The organism is Acetobacterium wieringae (assembly GCF_001766835.1).
GTDB classification, from domain to species: domain Bacteria; phylum Bacillota; class Clostridia; order Eubacteriales; family Eubacteriaceae; genus Acetobacterium; species Acetobacterium wieringae.
The window spans coordinates 35,378-51,274 of sequence record NZ_LKEU01000014.1 but is presented as its reverse complement, the minus strand read 5'-3'; the positions used below and the strand labels follow the sequence as shown (position 1 = coordinate 51,274).

Below are 15,897 nucleotides of genomic sequence, written 5' to 3'. Positions count from 1 at the left end.
AAGTCAAGCCAATTAACTAATCTTTTGTCCCCCAGTCAGACCATACTGACCACAGAAATGCCGGACAAAGACTTTGTTAATTGGCTTTTTTTGTTGACCCTATTTGGTTTTTAGTAACTTTACCACCGCCTGACCACTTCTGGGGCAGGGAATGACTTGGTCTTTAAGTAGCACTTCATAGTGGCCAATAAAACGATCGAGTGGTAGATTCAGGCATTTTTCCCGTAGCCCGTCGTCCAGTAAAAAGCAGGCTAATTCCTGATAGACGACATGATCAGCTTTAGGATCAAGCGCCAGTGCTGGTAGAATCCGTTGGACAATGGCCAAGTCAATGATCTCCTCTTCTGTGAACAAGCCCTCGGCTCCACTGTTAATTCCAAAAGCCAGGATTTCATTTTTGCCGCGATATCCCATCGGGCAATCATGCCCAATTAACAGCGTTTGGAGATCTTTTAGTAAATTCATCAGTCGCTCCAGAATTTCCGGCAAGCCCTTGGCCTGGCTATGGATTTTAAAAGCGCTGTTCTCCCAGTCGCTGTCACCGACAGGACTGCCATAATCCGGGAAAACCCCAATTTCAACGACTGGCATCTCAATCACATTGCCGCTGTCAATAACCCGGTCTGGGACCGGAAAATAACCCAAGCCTTCATTGATGGTGGCGATAAAATAAAGATTATCTGGAAAATTCAAACTGCCGTATTCCCGGTACGCCGTAATATCAGAACCAAAATCTTCCCGTTTTAAAAAAGGCTCCTGGCTGCCATTGATCCCTTCCAACAGCAGCCGTAGATACTCTGCTGTCGGCGACCGATCCATTTCATCAAGCAGAAAAAAATGGGGTTTGTCCGGGTATTCTTTGGCGGCCTTTAACATCAGCATAATCGGACCAGGAATAAAGTGACCACGGCTGTCCAGACGACCAAAAAGGTGCGTATCATCATCCCAATTCTTCCCCACCAATAGCCGTTTAAATCGACTGTTTTCTGAAGTAGCGCCAATTGCCTCGGCAAAAAGTCGGGGAAAGCTTGTTTTGCCACTACCCACCCGGCCTTTAATCATCACAAAGGGTTTTGACTTAATCGACAGATAGTAACGCTTAATTAATTCAGCCGGATAGTAATAGCCTCTATTTCCCATTTTTGCCTGAACCAACCGGAGCGCCGGAGTGAGCTCATCATTTTGGGCCGGATAACGGACCAATGGCCGGGTCAACATTTCAACTGGAGTAGCTTTATTGGCATCCGAAGCGATCGCGTGATCCTCCTCGAATTCGGCTTTCTCACAAATTTTCTGGGTTTTGCCACTGATTATTTGACCATTTTGGGCGCTCTCTGCTTCCTGATCAAAAGGGGTTTCAGCTGGATTTCGGCTTTCGCAGGGCGCCACCGTTTCCGTCTCCATTGCTTTGTCCGGGGGGGGCGAAGGAAAGACAGGCTGTGGTTCTCTGTTATCCTCTGCGTTACAAAGCAAGCTGTCGTCGCTATCGATCACTTCATCCGAACGATTCGCATCCAGGTCTTTTGCAACCACTGCGGCAGTTTTGGTTAGTTGCGGTTCTGCCACTGTCTTCGCCGCTTCCACCAACGTTTTCGGATCCGCTTCTACTTCCATTATCGGACTGGCGCTCACTGTTTCAATGGTTTCTCCACAATCTGTTTCGGTGCTGATTTTTTCAATCGTTTCATTACTGACTAAGGTTTTATCCGCATCCCGATCCTTAATCAAACACTGTTCATACATTTTTCTGAACGCTTCAAATTCTGTTGCCAGTACCCCATCTTCAGGCATATCCGTTTCGCTATATTCCCGATAACAGACAATCCCGGATACCAGGCTGGCACTGGCCAATAAAACCTCCTGATGACTGGTTTTAAAATTTTCCGTCTCAATCTTTTCCCGGTATTTGGCGGCTTGCTCCGAAAGACTTCGGATTCCCAAACCTTCTTTACCATAGACAATCGCCAGATAGAGTTTGCCACTGTCCTTCGCCAGTATATACGCCAGATACAGATCCTCATGATCCAGCCGCTGATCTTTTTTTTCAACCACTTTAACCCAGGGAATTTCCGCCCACTGGGTGTCCCCGGCAAAGCCCCGAACCTGATAATGGCCAGATTGGATCGCTTCAAGGCTTTCAATCACCTTGGGAATTTCTTCGTTGATGATATCCTTAAAGGAAAAACGAAAATCCCGGGGATAATAGTTGGGGTAACCGGCTATCCATTTTAACAGCAACTCCCGAAGTCCTACTCCTGCCGGGATGGTCTTTTGGGTCGCATCACTCGCTTTGACCGCATCAGAAGCTGTGGCCGAAGCGCCAGTTATTAAGCTCAGACTAAACGCATCGTTGCTTTTTGTCAGTTCCATTCTTGGTATAAAAACATCCGGCTGCTCGCCCTGAAACCAGGACTCGTAGTCCGGAAAGGTTTCACCCAGTTTGCGAATCAGTACCTTACTCCATTTCAGTATGGTATTTCCGTCTTCAGCTTCCAGGTATGCCGGGTATTCCCGATTCTGATAAATAATTGCCAATCGGTCTCCGACATTGCCAAAAAAACCAATCATTTCAACTGGAACAAGCATTTCCGTACTTTTAAAGTCTGCGAGTTCCATCATTTTGATCATTTGATCCGATCCTGTTAATTCCCAGCTCATTGTTACTGCCTTTCTCGATTCTTGCTCATTGTGGTAAGTGTTTTTATCAATCGCCATCGGTATCGTTTTCTGCGACGACTGTTTCTCTGCTTTCGGCTTCCTGTTTCAACCGATTCGCTTCCCGTAGACGCCATTCGTTGCGCATTTCTTCAGCAATCTGTTGCTGTTCTGCTTCATAAGCTTGACGCTTCTCAAAAATTAAAGCCAGTTCTTCCGGCATTGACGCTTCCTCATGTTCTGCCAGGGTTGTGCCAAAACTGCTGATAAAATACTGACGTTCACCGGGCCCTTGGAATTCAACAAAATAAATACTCTGATTTTTATCCAGCATCAACGTTCCGCTGTTAACCATCACCTGCAGCGATGGTCCAAAAATCGTAGCCTTAACACAGGCGGTTGTCCAACCGGTAAACTTCATGCCGTCATATTTAGGCATCAGATGGTTCAACTTATCAAAAAATTCCCGTTCAAGCCGCCAGTCATCATTAATGGAAATCATCACTGCTGCGGTTCGCTCGGGAACCTGAATCTGTACAAAGCCATCGTTTAATCGGGACTGGTCAACAAATTCCCGAATCGCTGGGGTAATGTCGATGAGTTGTTCACTTCTTGTTATCTCAATTTTATTGTTTTTCATTTATGCTCCCTGTTTGATTGATTTTTGGTTGCTTTGTCATTATTTGGGGTATATCAACCATTATAAACGATCCATTTTAAAAAAACAAAAACATATCCACCCATCTTGGATAAATATTTGCAGTACAGGAGTCAAAAGGCGTTTTATTCACGATTTTTCTTTATGACCGCATACTGATGTGTTAAAATGATTCAAAGCTAAAATTTGAGAGGAATCATTTATGTATTATAATCTGAGTCTGCTATTTGTTTATTTTTTTCTTTATGCCATCATCGGTTGGATGTGTGAAGTCGTGTACTGCTCCATCCCGGAAAAAAAATTTATTAACCGGGGCTTTCTAAATGGTCCCTATTGTCCGATTTATGGAGTTGGCGCACTGATTATCATCATGTTTCTGATGCCCTATGTCAGTGATCCGATTCTGGTTTTTTTCATTGGCATTATTCTCACCAGTACATTGGAATATGTCACCAGTTGGGGAATGGAAAAACTCTTTCATGCCAAATGGTGGGACTACTCCGACCATAAATTCAACATCAATGGACGCGTCTGTCTGCTCAATTCATTTCTTTTTGGTCTGTTGTGTGTGATTTTAATGTACGTGGTTCATCCCATTGTCAATGATCTAGTTAACAGTTTCTCCGCTTTCTGGATTCAGGTTATTGCCACCATTGCAGCCGTCTTCTTTGTCAGTGATCTGGTGGAATCGACCCGGGAAACCGTTTCCTTCAACAAAAAACTGGGCAGTGTTTACGAAGCGACCACTGAACTTAAAGATCATTTAAAAGAGAAAGGGATCACCACCGCTCACGAAGTGACTGCCAAAGTTCGGGATCTCAAAGACGGAACCTTGACCGAAGCCAAGGATTCAGCCCACCATCTGATCGTCTCGCTAACCAATCGCATCAGCGAAAACAAAGTCATCAATCGGTATTCACATCGCCGAATTATGAATGCTTTTCCCAAGATGTCCCATCTAAACCATCAAACGTCATTGGAAATCTATAAAGCCTTTATGGAGAAAAACAAAGCCAAACATACAAAAATTGATGCAAACTAGTTTTGCATAGCAGTTTTAATTTCTTACCAAAGGAGGTAAGAGCATGTTGTATCATAGTGAACTGAATTTGATCAGCCAACTGGCTGCCCTGAACCTACCGGTTGAACCATCCCGATTACCTGATTATTCGGTGGGCGAAATGGTTGCGGCACTCTTGCAAAATGTCAATAATCTTCAGGGCGATTGCGCCATGTCGGCCGCTGAATGGGATCAATCCCTTCATCTGATGATGGCTAATCCGCACCTCACTGCCCTGAAGGTACTCGCCTACACAAACCAGCCCGAAAACGGACTCGTCGCTTATTGTTTTTCTGATGTTATTCCACACTCCGGCATCATCGCTTTTCGGGGCACCACCGGCATCGGCTGGATTGACAATATTCAAGGCGGCTTTGTGACCGATACCCCACAACAACTAAAAGCCCTGGAATTCTATCGTGCTGTTGATGCGGCCTTTGATATGGAACATTATACCTTAACCGGCCATTCCAAAGGCGGCAACAATGGTCAGTATATTACCGTTGTTGCAGGCAGAAAGATTAGTCGCTGTGTGACCTTTAACAGTCAGGGTTTTTCGGCTGAATTCATCCGTAAATATGCCACCGAAATTATCGCCAATCAGGATAAAATCATTGCCTATGAATCGGCCTGGGATGTGGTTAATATCCTGCTTAACAGCATCGCTGGAAAAAGGATTGTGGTCGGTAATGAATCCAAACTCCCCCACAACAATCATCCTCCCAATCGTCTACTGGATCAGCATGGCGAGATTCGCAACCTGGATATGCGGCATCCTTTTTATGCCGGTTTTCAGAATTTCACGGTCACTTTAACCCAGATCGCTTCCAAAGCCAAACAACAACTGGAAAAGACACGAACTACAAAAAAATAACTGAAAAAGCGTCCACGAAGTGACTGACCCAACTGGATCCACTTCCGGACGCTTTTTAATTCATCATTTGATTTAGTCAGACTCTTGCTGCCCAAGCTTCATTTTTTCGATCCGCTCATTGGTAATTTTTCTAAATACCGCATAAAATACCGCAAATGAAGGAATCCCCAAAATAATTCCCAGGAAACCAAACAGACTGCCACCGATAATCATTCCAACCAGTACCCATAAACCGGATAAACCAATGGAGCCTCCCACAACCCGGGGATAGATCACATTGCTTTCCACCTGTTGTAGGGCAATAATATAAATCACAAAGATCAGACAATAGATCGGGTTGACCACCAGTAAAATAAAGCCACTGGGTACGGCTCCCAAAAAAGCGCCAAACACTGGGATCACGCTAGTCATGCCAACCAATACTCCAATCAGTAACGCATACGGGATCTGCAAAATAGCTAATCCAACGGTACAGAGGGTTCCCAGAATAAAGGCTTCCGTTATTTGCCCGGCAATAAATCCGTGAAACACTTGATTAGCGGTAATGCTGACGTCCTGGATAAAATCAGCCCGGTCTTTTCGGATATAAGCATAAATCAGTTTATCTTTGACGGCCAACAAGTTTTCTTTATCAGCCAGCAGATAAATGGAAATGACGATTCCCATAATCGCATTAAAAAAACCAACCGTGAAGTTTTTCGTCGCATTGAATATTTCCGGTACGGAATTAAGCAAAAGGCTACCAAACTGTTCCATCAAAGAATCCCATTCAATAGCAATGTCATTCCACAGTGTATCCGGTAAATTAAAGAATGCCAGCGCATCATCTACCAGCGTATTAAATGAATCCACATACCCTGGTAATTTGACCATTAATGTATCGATGCTTTCGCTCACCTGGGGAATAACAAAGGTAATCAAACCGGCCAGAATACCAATCACAAATAAGAATGTCAGGGTTATTGCAATTATTCGTTTGCCCTTATTCAGATCACGATTCTTTTTATTTTTTATGCGATTCATAAAACCAAGAAAATGTCCTTCGATAAAGGTCATTGGGATGTTTAAGACAAACGCAATACCCAGCGCAATCAGCACTGGTGTGATGATATTCATAAATAGCCCTAAATAGCTGACCAGATATCTGATGTTCAGCAAGGCTACCAGTAAGCAGATTCCAAAGGTAATCAGAAAGAAATAATTCCGAAAATTTTTATCGCTCATATCGTGATTTTCATTATTACGCTCATTGTTGTTTTCCACAGATTCACCGCCTTTAAATTCGGGTTATTTTCTAATACGTTTTGCTACTACTATTTTGAAAGTAAAAAGCATCGCCTGGTAAAGCAATGCTTTTTACAAATTTATTATGATGTATGAAGAACGACTTAATAGGACTTAATCAGGGTAATTCCGCCAATTAATGGCAACGGTTTGGCCTCCAGCTGAATCACATTGATGATTCCATAAATGGCAAAACCAACAAACGCCAGGGGCACGGCACTAAAAAGGATGGTTGAAAGAATCCAACCAATGACGGGAACAACACCGATAATGATTCCGACTACGGTGAAAACCAGCCATGCCAGAAATAACACCAAACCCTGATTGGTATGATAGCGGGCAAATTGATTGTCTCCGGCGGCAAACAATGGAATGAGAAAGATAATATAGGCAAAAACTGCCATGATTTTACCATCTTCAGCTTCTTGTTTATCAATATTAATCAAATCGTATTACCTCCGCTTAAGTTCAGACAACAGCTGTAAAGCCATTATCCGTTTGGTTATTTGTTCGGTAAAACCTTATACCGTATATATAATATCACACTGAAAGTTTAACGGTCAATCGTTATTTCATGCACCGGTGCTGATATTTCATTTTTCTCTGTCATTTAAAAAGGAACGCCAGTCCGGCGTTCCAAAATTTTTAGCGGGCGCTACGTTTTCGTTCCAGCTCCCCGAGAATTTTCTTGCGAATCCGGATATCGGTGGGGGTCAGTTCCACTAATTCATCATCATTGATAAATTCCAGTGCCTGCTCCAGTGTCATGATGCGAGGCTCAATCAGTTTTAACGCCTCATCAGTACCAGACGATCGGACATTGGTCATCTTTTTGTTCTTTGTCGGATTAACCGTCATGTCATCACTTCGGTTATTGATCCCGATGATCATCCCTTCGTAAACCTTGGTTCCAGGACCAACCAGCATCTCACCCCGATCGCTGAGGTTAAACAGCGAGTAGGCCATGGTTTCGCCACTGAACTGAGAAATCAGTACCCCATTAAGACGCTGCGGAATATCCCCTTTGTGATCTTCAAAGGCAGCAAAACGCCGAACCATGGTTCCTTCTCCATGGGTATCATTGATAAACTCACTCTGATAGCCCAACAAGCCCCGAGTCGGCACAAAGAATTCCATTCTTGTCCAGGCTTCATCGGTATACATACTCTCCATCCGACCTTTACGGATATTTAGCTTTGAAATAACGGCACCCGAATATTTTTCCGGTACTGAAATAATGACCAATTCCACCGGCTCCAGCAACTTACCATTTTCATCCCGGTGCATAATTACTTCCGGTTTGGATACAGCCACTTCGTAACCTTCACGACGCATGTTTTCCAAAAGAATCGATAAATGAAGCTCGCCCCGTCCGGAAACCTTGAAACCATCGGTGGTATCTTCCAGTTCTTCAACGAGTAGACCCACATTAACTTCCAGTTCTTTTTCCAATCGAGCCCGAATGTGTCGGGTCGTTACAAATTTTCCAGAGTCACCAGCAAACGGCGACTTATTGACCAGGAAGTTCATTGATAAAGTTGGCTGTTCAATTTCAATCAGTTCCATCGGTTGTACCTGGTTGATTTCACCGATGGTTTCCCCAATAGAGATATCAGGTATTCCTGAAACAACCACAATATCGCCAGCCTTGGCTTCTTTGACCTCGACCCGGGATAAACCGCGATACACAAAGACCTGGTTGATTTTCTCTTTTTTAAAGGATCCATCGGTTTTGCATATTTCAATTTGCTCGCCTGCATGAATCGTGCCAGAATAGATCTTACCAATTCCCAAGCGGCCAATGTAATCATCATATGCCAGGGAAGAAACCTGCATCTGTAGTGGTTCCAGGCTCAGATCATCCTGAAGGCCGACATGCTCCACAATGGTCTCAAAAAGCGGCTCCAGGTTCACCCCTTCGTCATCCATATCACGAATGGCGATTCCTTCTTTGGCAATCCCATAAAGTACCGGGAAATCCAACTGTTTGTCATTGGCTTTGAGTTCCACAAACAAATCGAAAACCATATCAACGACTTCTTCCGCCCGTTGATCTTTTTTATCGATTTTATTAATGAAAAGAATTGGATTAAGCCCCTTCTCCAGCGACTTATTCAGAACAAAACGGGTTTGCGGCATCGGACCTTCACTGGAGTCGACCAGCAAAACAACTGTATCAACAGTTTTCAGGATTCGTTCAACCTCTGAAGAAAAGTCGGCATGGCCGGGGGTATCGACAATATTGATTTTGATGTCTTTATACATAATGGAGCAGTTTTTTGAGTAAATGGTGATTCCGCGTTCGCGTTCAAGGTCATTACTGTCCATTACGCAGTCCACGACCTCCTGATTTTCTCTAAAAACATTGCTTTGTCCTAAAAGGGCATCTACCAGGGTAGATTTTCCGGCATCGACATGGGCGATGACTGCAATGTTAATAATGGGTTGTTTGTTATTCATAAATTCCTGCTTTCTTAATTAACTAGTGTTACACTGAAAAGTCCTGCAACATTGAATGTCGCAGGACTTGTAATAAGTCTGATATTAACGTTTTGAAAACTGTGGTGCACGACGCGCTTTTTTGAGACCGTATTTTTTTCGTTCAACCATACGAGAGTCTCGAGTTAAGTAACCGGCACGTTTCAGTGCTGGTCGCAGGTTGATGTCTGCTTCAAGCAGAGCACGGGCAATCCCATGGCGGATTGCACCAGCCTGTCCGGTAAAACCGCCACCGTGAACATTGACAATCACGTCAAAGGTGTTTAGTGTATCGGTTAATGTTAATGGTTGTCTAGCGATAACCTTTAAGGTTTCCATTCCGAAAAATTCATCAATATCACGTCCGTTAATGGTGAATTTTCCACTCCCTGGTAATAATCGAACTCGGGCAACCGAGGTTTTTCTTCGTCCAGTTCCAAAATATTGTACTTTAGCCATTCTCTATTTCCTCCTTCTCAGCATTAAAATTCGTAAACTTCAGGCAATTGTGCAGCATGTGGATGTTCATTGCCAGCATAAACTTTAAGTTTAGTCGCAATTTTATCACCCAATTTGTTATGTGGGATCATTCCCTTTACTGCTTTGAAAACCAAAAGTTCTGGTTTTTCAGCTAAGAATTTTCGATAGGTCATTTCTTTTAACCCACCGCAATATCCAGAATATGTTTTATATAATTTCTGATCCAGTTTATTTCCGGTTAACACAACCTTATCGGCATTAATAATAATGACAAAATCTCCACAATCCATATGTGGTGAAAAGATTGGTTTGTTTTTTCCTCGTAAAATATTTGCAACTTCTGTTGCCAGTCGTCCTAATACCTTACCCTCTGCATCAATCACATACCATTTACGGTCTATTTCATGAGATTTGGCCATTTTTGTGGCGTTCGCATTCATCTCAAAAGTCCTCCTCAGTTAATAATTTCTTTATTTTATCTATTGGCTTTCTGACAAGTGGGAGTTATCAGAAATCGTTTTTTATTGTATCCGGGCTAGTGATACATTAACGTCCATCGTTAATTCTATAGCATCTTTCCGGGTGTGTCAAGTAATTTATGCCGTTGTGTGTTTTTATTTTTAATAATAGACTTCCTTTAAGTAAAGCCCCTGGGCGGGAGCCGTTATCCCAGCCTGACTGCGCTCCAGACTTTTAATGATTGTAGCGATGTCCTCGGGTTTCCGCCGCTGATAGCCGACTTCGTAAAGGGTTCCGACCATAATCCGGACCATATTGTAGAGAAAGCCATTACCCCGAAATGTCATTTCATAAAGGTCACCCTTTTTATCAAATGAAATTTCTTCAATGGTGCGGATCGTTGTTTTGATCGAACTGCCACTTGCCATAAAGGCGGAAAAATCATGCTCACCGATAAAATAGGATGCGGCCTCCTTCATTTCCTGCCAGTCCAGGGTACGGCTGACATGAAACGCCAGATCCGAGTAAAAGGGACTGTCAACCGGACTCTCATAAATCTTATAGATATAACTCTTCCCCTTGGCATGATAACGGCTATGAAAGTCAAGCGCTCGCTCTCGACTGCCGACAATGCGAATATCTGACGGCAATCTGGTGTTCAACGCCCGATAAAATGCCTCTGCCGGAATTGTTGATCGGGTAAGAAAATTGGCACTTTGCCCCAAAGCATGAACGCCCGCATCGGTTCGACCAGATCCAATCAGATTGACCGTTTCGCCCGTCAACTCTCGGATTGCATTGATAATTACTTCCTGGATGGTCACGCCATTGGGTTGTATCTGCCAACCACAATACCTGGTACCACAATAAGAGATGATTAATTGGATATTTTTCATTACTCGATATTAATTCTTAGACCGGAAATAATAGCGGTATTTGAATCCAGGTGGTCAGATAAAGCCCCACGATCATTACAAACATCAATACCAGGCTGGCACCATCCCGGAATTCAAAAGCCAATTGCTTCATCCGGGTTCGGTTTTCGCCCCCCCGGTAGCAGCGTGCTTCCATGGCTGTAGCCAGCTCATCCGCTCTTCGAAATGCAGATATAAACAAGGGAATTAAAATTGGGATCAAATTCTTAGCCCGGGAAATAATATTTCCAGTTTCAAAATTTGCCCCCCGGGCTTTTTGGGCTTTCATGATTCGCTCGGTTTCTTCCATCAATGTTGGGATAAAGCGCAGCGCTATCGACATCATCATCGCTAACTCATGCGCATATCGTCGGACGAAGGGAATATATCGCATACACCACTCCATCCCGTCAGTTAAATCAATCGGCGAGGTCGTTAGTGTCATAATACTGGTACCAACCACCAAGAAAATCAAGCGCAGCGCCATATAGGTTGCCACTTTTAATCCTTCCAATGTAACTGTCAGTGGCCCCAACGTTGCCACGACCGTTCCCGGCGTCATAAACAGGTTCAGAACCACCGTCAGCATAATAATCAGGACTAATCCTTTAATTCCCCGGATAATATACCCCACGGGGATTTTAGATAACAGGGTGATGGTTGCCAGTATGACAAATGTGGCAAGATACCCCCACAGGTTATTCAAAAAAAACAACATCACAACAAATGCTGTGGTAAACAGTATCTTCGTTCGCGGATCTAATTTGTGGATCACCGACCCGGTTGGATAATACTGGCCAATTGTAACATCTTTTAACATTTTATTATCCTCTTACAACTTTGAGAATTTCTTTTTTGGCTGCTTCCACCGTAAAAATATCTTCTCTAATTTCTGGATACTTTTCTTTGAGTCGCCGCATCAGATAGGTTACCTCTGGTACCGCCAGGCCAATGCTCTCCAGGGTAGAAATTTCCGTAAACACACGATTGGGTGTATCGTAAAAAACAACTTCCCCTTCATTCATAACCAGAATTTTATCGACCATTTTTCCAATATCTTCCATACTATGGGACACCAGAATAACGGTTATCTGTTTTTGACTATGCAATGATTTGATTTGAGCCAATATTTCTTCCCGTCCTCGGGGATCAAGGCCAGCGGTTGGTTCATCGAGAATCAGTACTGCAGGTTCCATCGCAAGAACACCAGCTATCGCGACCCGCCTCATCTGTCCCCCGGATAATTCAAAGGGCGACTTATCTTTGATTGCATCAAAATCAAGACCAACCATCTTAATTGATTGTCTGACCCGCTGATCAATTTCGTCCTCAGTGAGTCCCTGATTTCTGGGGCCAAAAGCGACATCTTTTTGGACGGTTTCCTCAAACAGTTGGTGTTCCGGATATTGGAAGACCAGGCCAATCTGGTGTCTGAGCTGAATTAGTTGGGCTTTTTTTGTTTCGAAAATATCTTTTCCATCGACTAGAACAGTTCCGGAAGTAGGAGTTAGTAATCCATTGAGATGCTGAATCAGCGTCGATTTACCCGAACCAGTGTGGCCGATGATGCCAATAAAACTACCGTCTTCGATGGTTAAATTGATCTCCTTGAGAGCTTTGAATTCAAAGGGTGAACCCTCTGAATAGGTATGGGAAAGATTTTTTATTTCTACTGACATAAGGCATCCACCATTTCCTCGATGCTTAATACATCGTCCGCAATTTCAAGTCCGGCACTTCGCAGTTCATACGCCAACTCCGTCATTTGGGGTACATCCAGGCCGATTTCTTTGAGCCGTTTTACCTGTTTAAAGATCGTCCGGGGTTTTCCTTCCATGACCACCTTACCTTTATCCAGCACGATGATCCGATCCGCATCGACGATTTCTTCCATAAAATGGGTGATATGAATAACCGTCATGTCTTTATCGCGATTAAGGCGCTTGATGGTTTCCATCACTTCCCGTCGTCCGGACGGATCCAGCATCGCTGTGGGTTCATCAAATATGATGCACTCGGGTTCCATCGCCAGAATCCCGGCGATCGCAATCCGCTGTTTCTGACCACCCGACAATTGATGGGGTTTCTGATGGGCATAGGCCTGCATTTCGACCACTGCTAAAGCCCGATCTACCCGTTCTCTGATTTCTTGGGGTGGTACACCCAAATTTTCAGGACCAAAAGCCACATCTTCTTCGACGATCGTTGCGACCAGCTGGTTGTCGGGGTTTTGAAATACCATTCCGGCAGTTTGACGAATCGTCCACAGGTTTTCATGATCCTTGGTATTGAGCCCACTGACCATTACATCACCCTGGGTGGGAAAGATAATCGCATTGAGTAATTTGGAAAGGGTGGATTTCCCCGAACCATTATGTCCGATGATTCCGACAAATTCACCTTTTTCAATATGTAAACTGACGCCATCCAAGGCTACGACTGATTCATTTTCGTTATTATGAGGATATTTGAAATATACATCCTGCACGTCAATCATTCTATTTTTACTATCCATTGTCACGTGTAATCACCTTCTTTGGTGTTAATTAACTTTATAATACAAGAAAGGGATTAAGCGTCAATAACATCTTAATCCCCTGTATGCCTCTTAAATTATACTAATTCAATTATCGCCATTTCTGCGCCGTCGCCACGACGTGGTCCAACACGGTAAATTCGTGTGTAGCCACCGTTTCGTTCAGTATATTTAGGTGCAATTTCGTCAAACAATTGTTTTACCACTGCTTCCTGAGTGATATATGAAATTGCCTGTCTTCTGGCATGTAAGTCGCCTCTTTTACCTAAAGTGACCATTTTATCTGCAATTCTTTTTACTTCCTTCGCTCTGGTTACGGTTGTTTCAATTTTACCGTGTTCTAAAAGGGCAGTGGTAAGATTACGCAATAATGCTCTTCTTTGATCAGAGGGACGGCCTAGTTTTCGATATCCCGCCATAGTGTTACTCCTTTGCCTTTTCTTCTTCTTGACTCAAGGACAATCCAATTTCTGCTAGTTTGTGCTTGATTTCATTCAGGGATTTACGACCGAGGTTACGGACTTTAATCATGTCCTCTTCGCTTCGTTGTGTTAATTTTTCAACAGTATCGATATTCGCCCGTCGCAGACAATTACTGGATCTTACTGAAAGCTCCAATTCTTCGATGGACATTTCGCGAATACGTTCTTTTTCACTTTCTTCTTTTTCCACCATGATTTCCACCGTGGTGGCATGCTCGGTCAAGTTAATGAACAGGTTGAGATGTTCACTTAACACCTTCGCAGCTAAAGAGAGTGCTTCTTCCGGGGTTGTGGTTCCATCGGTCCAGATATCGATGGTTAATTTATCAAAATCGGTGATTTGTCCGACTCGGGTGTTTTCAACTAGAAAATTAACTTTGATAATCGGAGAGAAGATTGAATCCATCGGGATGGTTCCAATCGGCATACCCGGATATTTATTTTTATCTGCTGCCACATAGCCTCGACCCTTTTCAATGCGCATTTCCATGTTCAGAGTTGACCCCTTGGACAAGGTAGCAATGTGCATTTCCGGATTAAGGATATCGACATCAGAGTCAGCAATGATATCACCAGCGGTGATCTCACCTTCTTCTGAAGCTTCAATGTAAATAACTTTGGGCTCATCGGTATAAATTTCAGCTGCCAAACCTTTGAGATTCAGAAGGATTTCAATAACATCCTCTTTAACTCCTGGAATGGTAGAGAATTCGTGCAAGACGCCTTCTATTTTTACTGATGTGACTGCCACACCCGGCAGGGATGACAGCATTATTCGTCTCAGACTGTTACCAAGGGTGGTTCCATATCCCCGTTCTAAAGGTTCAATGACAAACCGCCCGTAAGTATCGTCGTCTTTTTTATCAACAATTTCGATGACTGGTTTCTCGAATTCGATCATTTATCAGACCCTCCTACTTATTTATAATCCATACATTAACATGAGGGTTAATTGGTTCCCGAACATGTAGCCTATTTAGAATACAATTCAACAATAAGATGTTCAGCAATTTCGACATCTAAGTCTTCTACTGCCGGTCTGCCAATGACTTTTCCTGATAGTGTGTCAACATCTCTCGATAACCATGAGGCCATGGTTCGATTTTCAGTCGTTTCTAAAATATCTTTGAATTTTTGTGATTTTTTGCTTTTTGGTCGAACTTCAATGACATCGCCTTCTTTCATGATGTAAGAAGGAATGTTCAGTTTTTTACCGTTAACCAGGAAATGTTCATGATCCACCAACTGACGGGCCTCTTTACGGGAGGTTGCCAGACCCAGTCGATAAACAACATTATCCATACGTGATTCTAAGTGGATCAATAAGTTGTGACCGGTGATCCCTTTTTGCTTTTCAGCAATTTCAAAATAGCCACGGAATTGTTTTTCAAGGACACCGTAAATACGTTTTGCCTTTTGTTTTTCTCGTAACTGAAGACCATATTCTGATAATTTTGTTCGTCTTTTACCGTGTTGGCCTGGTGGTGTTGGTCGTCTTTCAAACGCACATTTATTTGTAGAATAACAACGTTCTCCCTTCAGGTACAGTTTTGCACCTTCACGTCTACATTGTCTGCATGATGCTTCTATATTTCTTGACATTTTTTCGCCCTCCTGTTATACTCGTCGTCGCTTAGGTGGTCGACAACCGTTATGTGGAATAGGCGTTACATCACGGATCAGGGTAATTTCTAATCCCGCCGCCTGTAAGGCCCGAATTGCAGCCTCACGTCCGGAACCAGGGCCTTTGACTAAAACTTCAACACTTTTAAGACCGTGCTCCATAGCAGCTTTAGCCGCTTCCTCTGCAGCCATTTGAGATGCAAAAGGAGTGCTTTTACGTGATCCTTTAAAGCCTAATCCACCAGAACTTGCCCATGAAAGAGCATTTCCGGAGATATCAGTAATGGTAACAATCGTATTGTTGAAAGAAGATTGAATATGGGCCTGGCCACGTTCGATATTCTTTTTAATTTTTTTAACTTTTCTTCGTGCTTTTTTAACTGCCATTCTTTAG

General features: G+C 43.3%; 17 protein-coding genes. 2 read left to right on the top strand and 15 right to left on the bottom strand.

Going from position 1 to position 15,897, the window contains the following annotated elements; translation table 11 throughout:
- Nucleotides 1-99 precede the first annotated feature (99 nt).
- Both ACWI_RS03085 and ACWI_RS03080 read right to left on the bottom strand, forming a co-directional pair.
- On the bottom strand, nt 100-2,658 hold the full coding sequence (locus ACWI_RS03085; RefSeq protein ID WP_175440885.1) for an MrcB family domain-containing protein: 2,559 nt from the start codon (nt 2,656-2,658) through the stop codon (nt 100-102).
- A gap of 46 nt (nt 2,659-2,704) precedes the next feature.
- Nucleotides 2,705-3,295: a secondary thiamine-phosphate synthase enzyme YjbQ gene (locus ACWI_RS03080; protein ID WP_070369965.1), complete on the bottom strand. Its 591-nt coding sequence runs from the start codon at nt 3,293-3,295 to the stop codon at nt 2,705-2,707.
- A gap of 220 nt (nt 3,296-3,515) precedes the next feature.
- Between ACWI_RS03080 and ACWI_RS03075 the strand changes: the two genes are divergently transcribed.
- Nucleotides 3,516-4,355, top strand: a complete 840-nt coding sequence (locus tag ACWI_RS03075; RefSeq protein WP_070369964.1) for a putative ABC transporter permease — start codon at nt 3,516-3,518, stop codon at nt 4,353-4,355.
- A gap of 43 nt (nt 4,356-4,398) precedes the next feature.
- Nucleotides 4,399-5,247 carry a Tle-like phospholipase domain-containing protein gene (locus tag ACWI_RS03070; protein ID WP_070369963.1) on the top strand — a complete coding sequence of 283 codons (849 nt, stop codon included), beginning with the start codon at nt 4,399-4,401 and terminating at the stop codon, nt 5,245-5,247.
- 72 nt (nt 5,248-5,319) lie between these two features.
- On the opposite strand, the gene ACWI_RS03065 is transcribed toward ACWI_RS03070, so the two are convergent.
- The 13 genes from ACWI_RS03065 to rpsK all read right to left on the bottom strand — a co-directional run bounded on the left by ACWI_RS03065 (nt 5,320) and on the right by rpsK (nt 15,890).
- Entirely contained in the window at nt 5,320-6,510 is a 1,191-nt protein-coding gene (locus ACWI_RS03065; RefSeq protein WP_242871565.1) for an AI-2E family transporter, read from the bottom strand.
- Nucleotides 6,511-6,635: 125 nt separating this feature from the next.
- On the bottom strand, nt 6,636-6,977 hold the full coding sequence (locus ACWI_RS03060; RefSeq protein WP_070369962.1) for a hypothetical protein: 342 nt from the start codon (nt 6,975-6,977) through the stop codon (nt 6,636-6,638).
- A 199-nt stretch (nt 6,978-7,176) separates the two neighbouring features.
- Nucleotides 7,177-8,991 carry a translational GTPase TypA gene (gene typA, locus ACWI_RS03055; protein ID WP_070369961.1) on the bottom strand — a complete coding sequence of 605 codons (1,815 nt, stop codon included), beginning with the start codon at nt 8,989-8,991 and terminating at the stop codon, nt 7,177-7,179.
- An 84-nt stretch (nt 8,992-9,075) separates the two neighbouring features.
- The gene (rpsI, locus tag ACWI_RS03050; protein WP_070369960.1) at nt 9,076-9,468 is read right to left on the bottom strand and encodes a 30S ribosomal protein S9; all 393 of its coding nucleotides are present in this window, start codon (nt 9,466-9,468) and stop codon (nt 9,076-9,078) included.
- 23 nt (nt 9,469-9,491) lie between these two features.
- Nucleotides 9,492-9,929: a 50S ribosomal protein L13 gene (gene rplM, locus ACWI_RS03045; protein ID WP_070369959.1), complete on the bottom strand. Its 438-nt coding sequence runs from the start codon at nt 9,927-9,929 to the stop codon at nt 9,492-9,494.
- A 180-nt stretch (nt 9,930-10,109) separates the two neighbouring features.
- Entirely contained in the window at nt 10,110-10,844 is a 735-nt protein-coding gene (gene truA, locus ACWI_RS03040) for a tRNA pseudouridine(38-40) synthase TruA (protein WP_070369958.1), read from the bottom strand.
- A gap of 16 nt (nt 10,845-10,860) precedes the next feature.
- The gene (locus ACWI_RS03035) at nt 10,861-11,682 is read right to left on the bottom strand and encodes an energy-coupling factor transporter transmembrane component T family protein (RefSeq protein WP_070369957.1); all 822 of its coding nucleotides are present in this window, start codon (nt 11,680-11,682) and stop codon (nt 10,861-10,863) included.
- Between the two features lie 4 nt (nt 11,683-11,686).
- Nucleotides 11,687-12,541 carry an energy-coupling factor transporter ATPase gene (locus tag ACWI_RS03030; protein ID WP_070369956.1) on the bottom strand — a complete coding sequence of 285 codons (855 nt, stop codon included), beginning with the start codon at nt 12,539-12,541 and terminating at the stop codon, nt 11,687-11,689.
- Nucleotides 12,532-13,377, bottom strand: a complete 846-nt coding sequence (locus ACWI_RS03025) for an energy-coupling factor transporter ATPase (RefSeq protein WP_070369955.1) — start codon at nt 13,375-13,377, stop codon at nt 12,532-12,534. The genes ACWI_RS03030 and ACWI_RS03025 overlap by 10 nt, the downstream gene beginning before the upstream one ends.
- A 98-nt stretch (nt 13,378-13,475) precedes the next feature.
- Nucleotides 13,476-13,817 (bottom strand): 50S ribosomal protein L17, encoded by a 342-nt coding sequence (gene rplQ / locus ACWI_RS03020; RefSeq protein WP_026393609.1) that lies wholly within the window; start codon nt 13,815-13,817, stop codon nt 13,476-13,478.
- Between the two features lie 4 nt (nt 13,818-13,821).
- Complete coding sequence (locus ACWI_RS03015; RefSeq protein WP_070369954.1) at nt 13,822-14,781, bottom strand: DNA-directed RNA polymerase subunit alpha; 960 nt, start codon at nt 14,779-14,781, stop codon at nt 13,822-13,824.
- 71 nt (nt 14,782-14,852) lie between these two features.
- Nucleotides 14,853-15,482 carry a 30S ribosomal protein S4 gene (gene rpsD / locus ACWI_RS03010; RefSeq protein WP_070369953.1) on the bottom strand — a complete coding sequence of 210 codons (630 nt, stop codon included), beginning with the start codon at nt 15,480-15,482 and terminating at the stop codon, nt 14,853-14,855.
- A 15-nt stretch (nt 15,483-15,497) separates the two neighbouring features.
- A complete protein-coding gene (gene rpsK / locus ACWI_RS03005; protein ID WP_070369952.1) occupies nt 15,498-15,890 on the bottom strand; it encodes a 30S ribosomal protein S11 in 393 nt (130 codons plus the stop codon).
- Nucleotides 15,891-15,897: the final 7 nt, after the last annotated feature.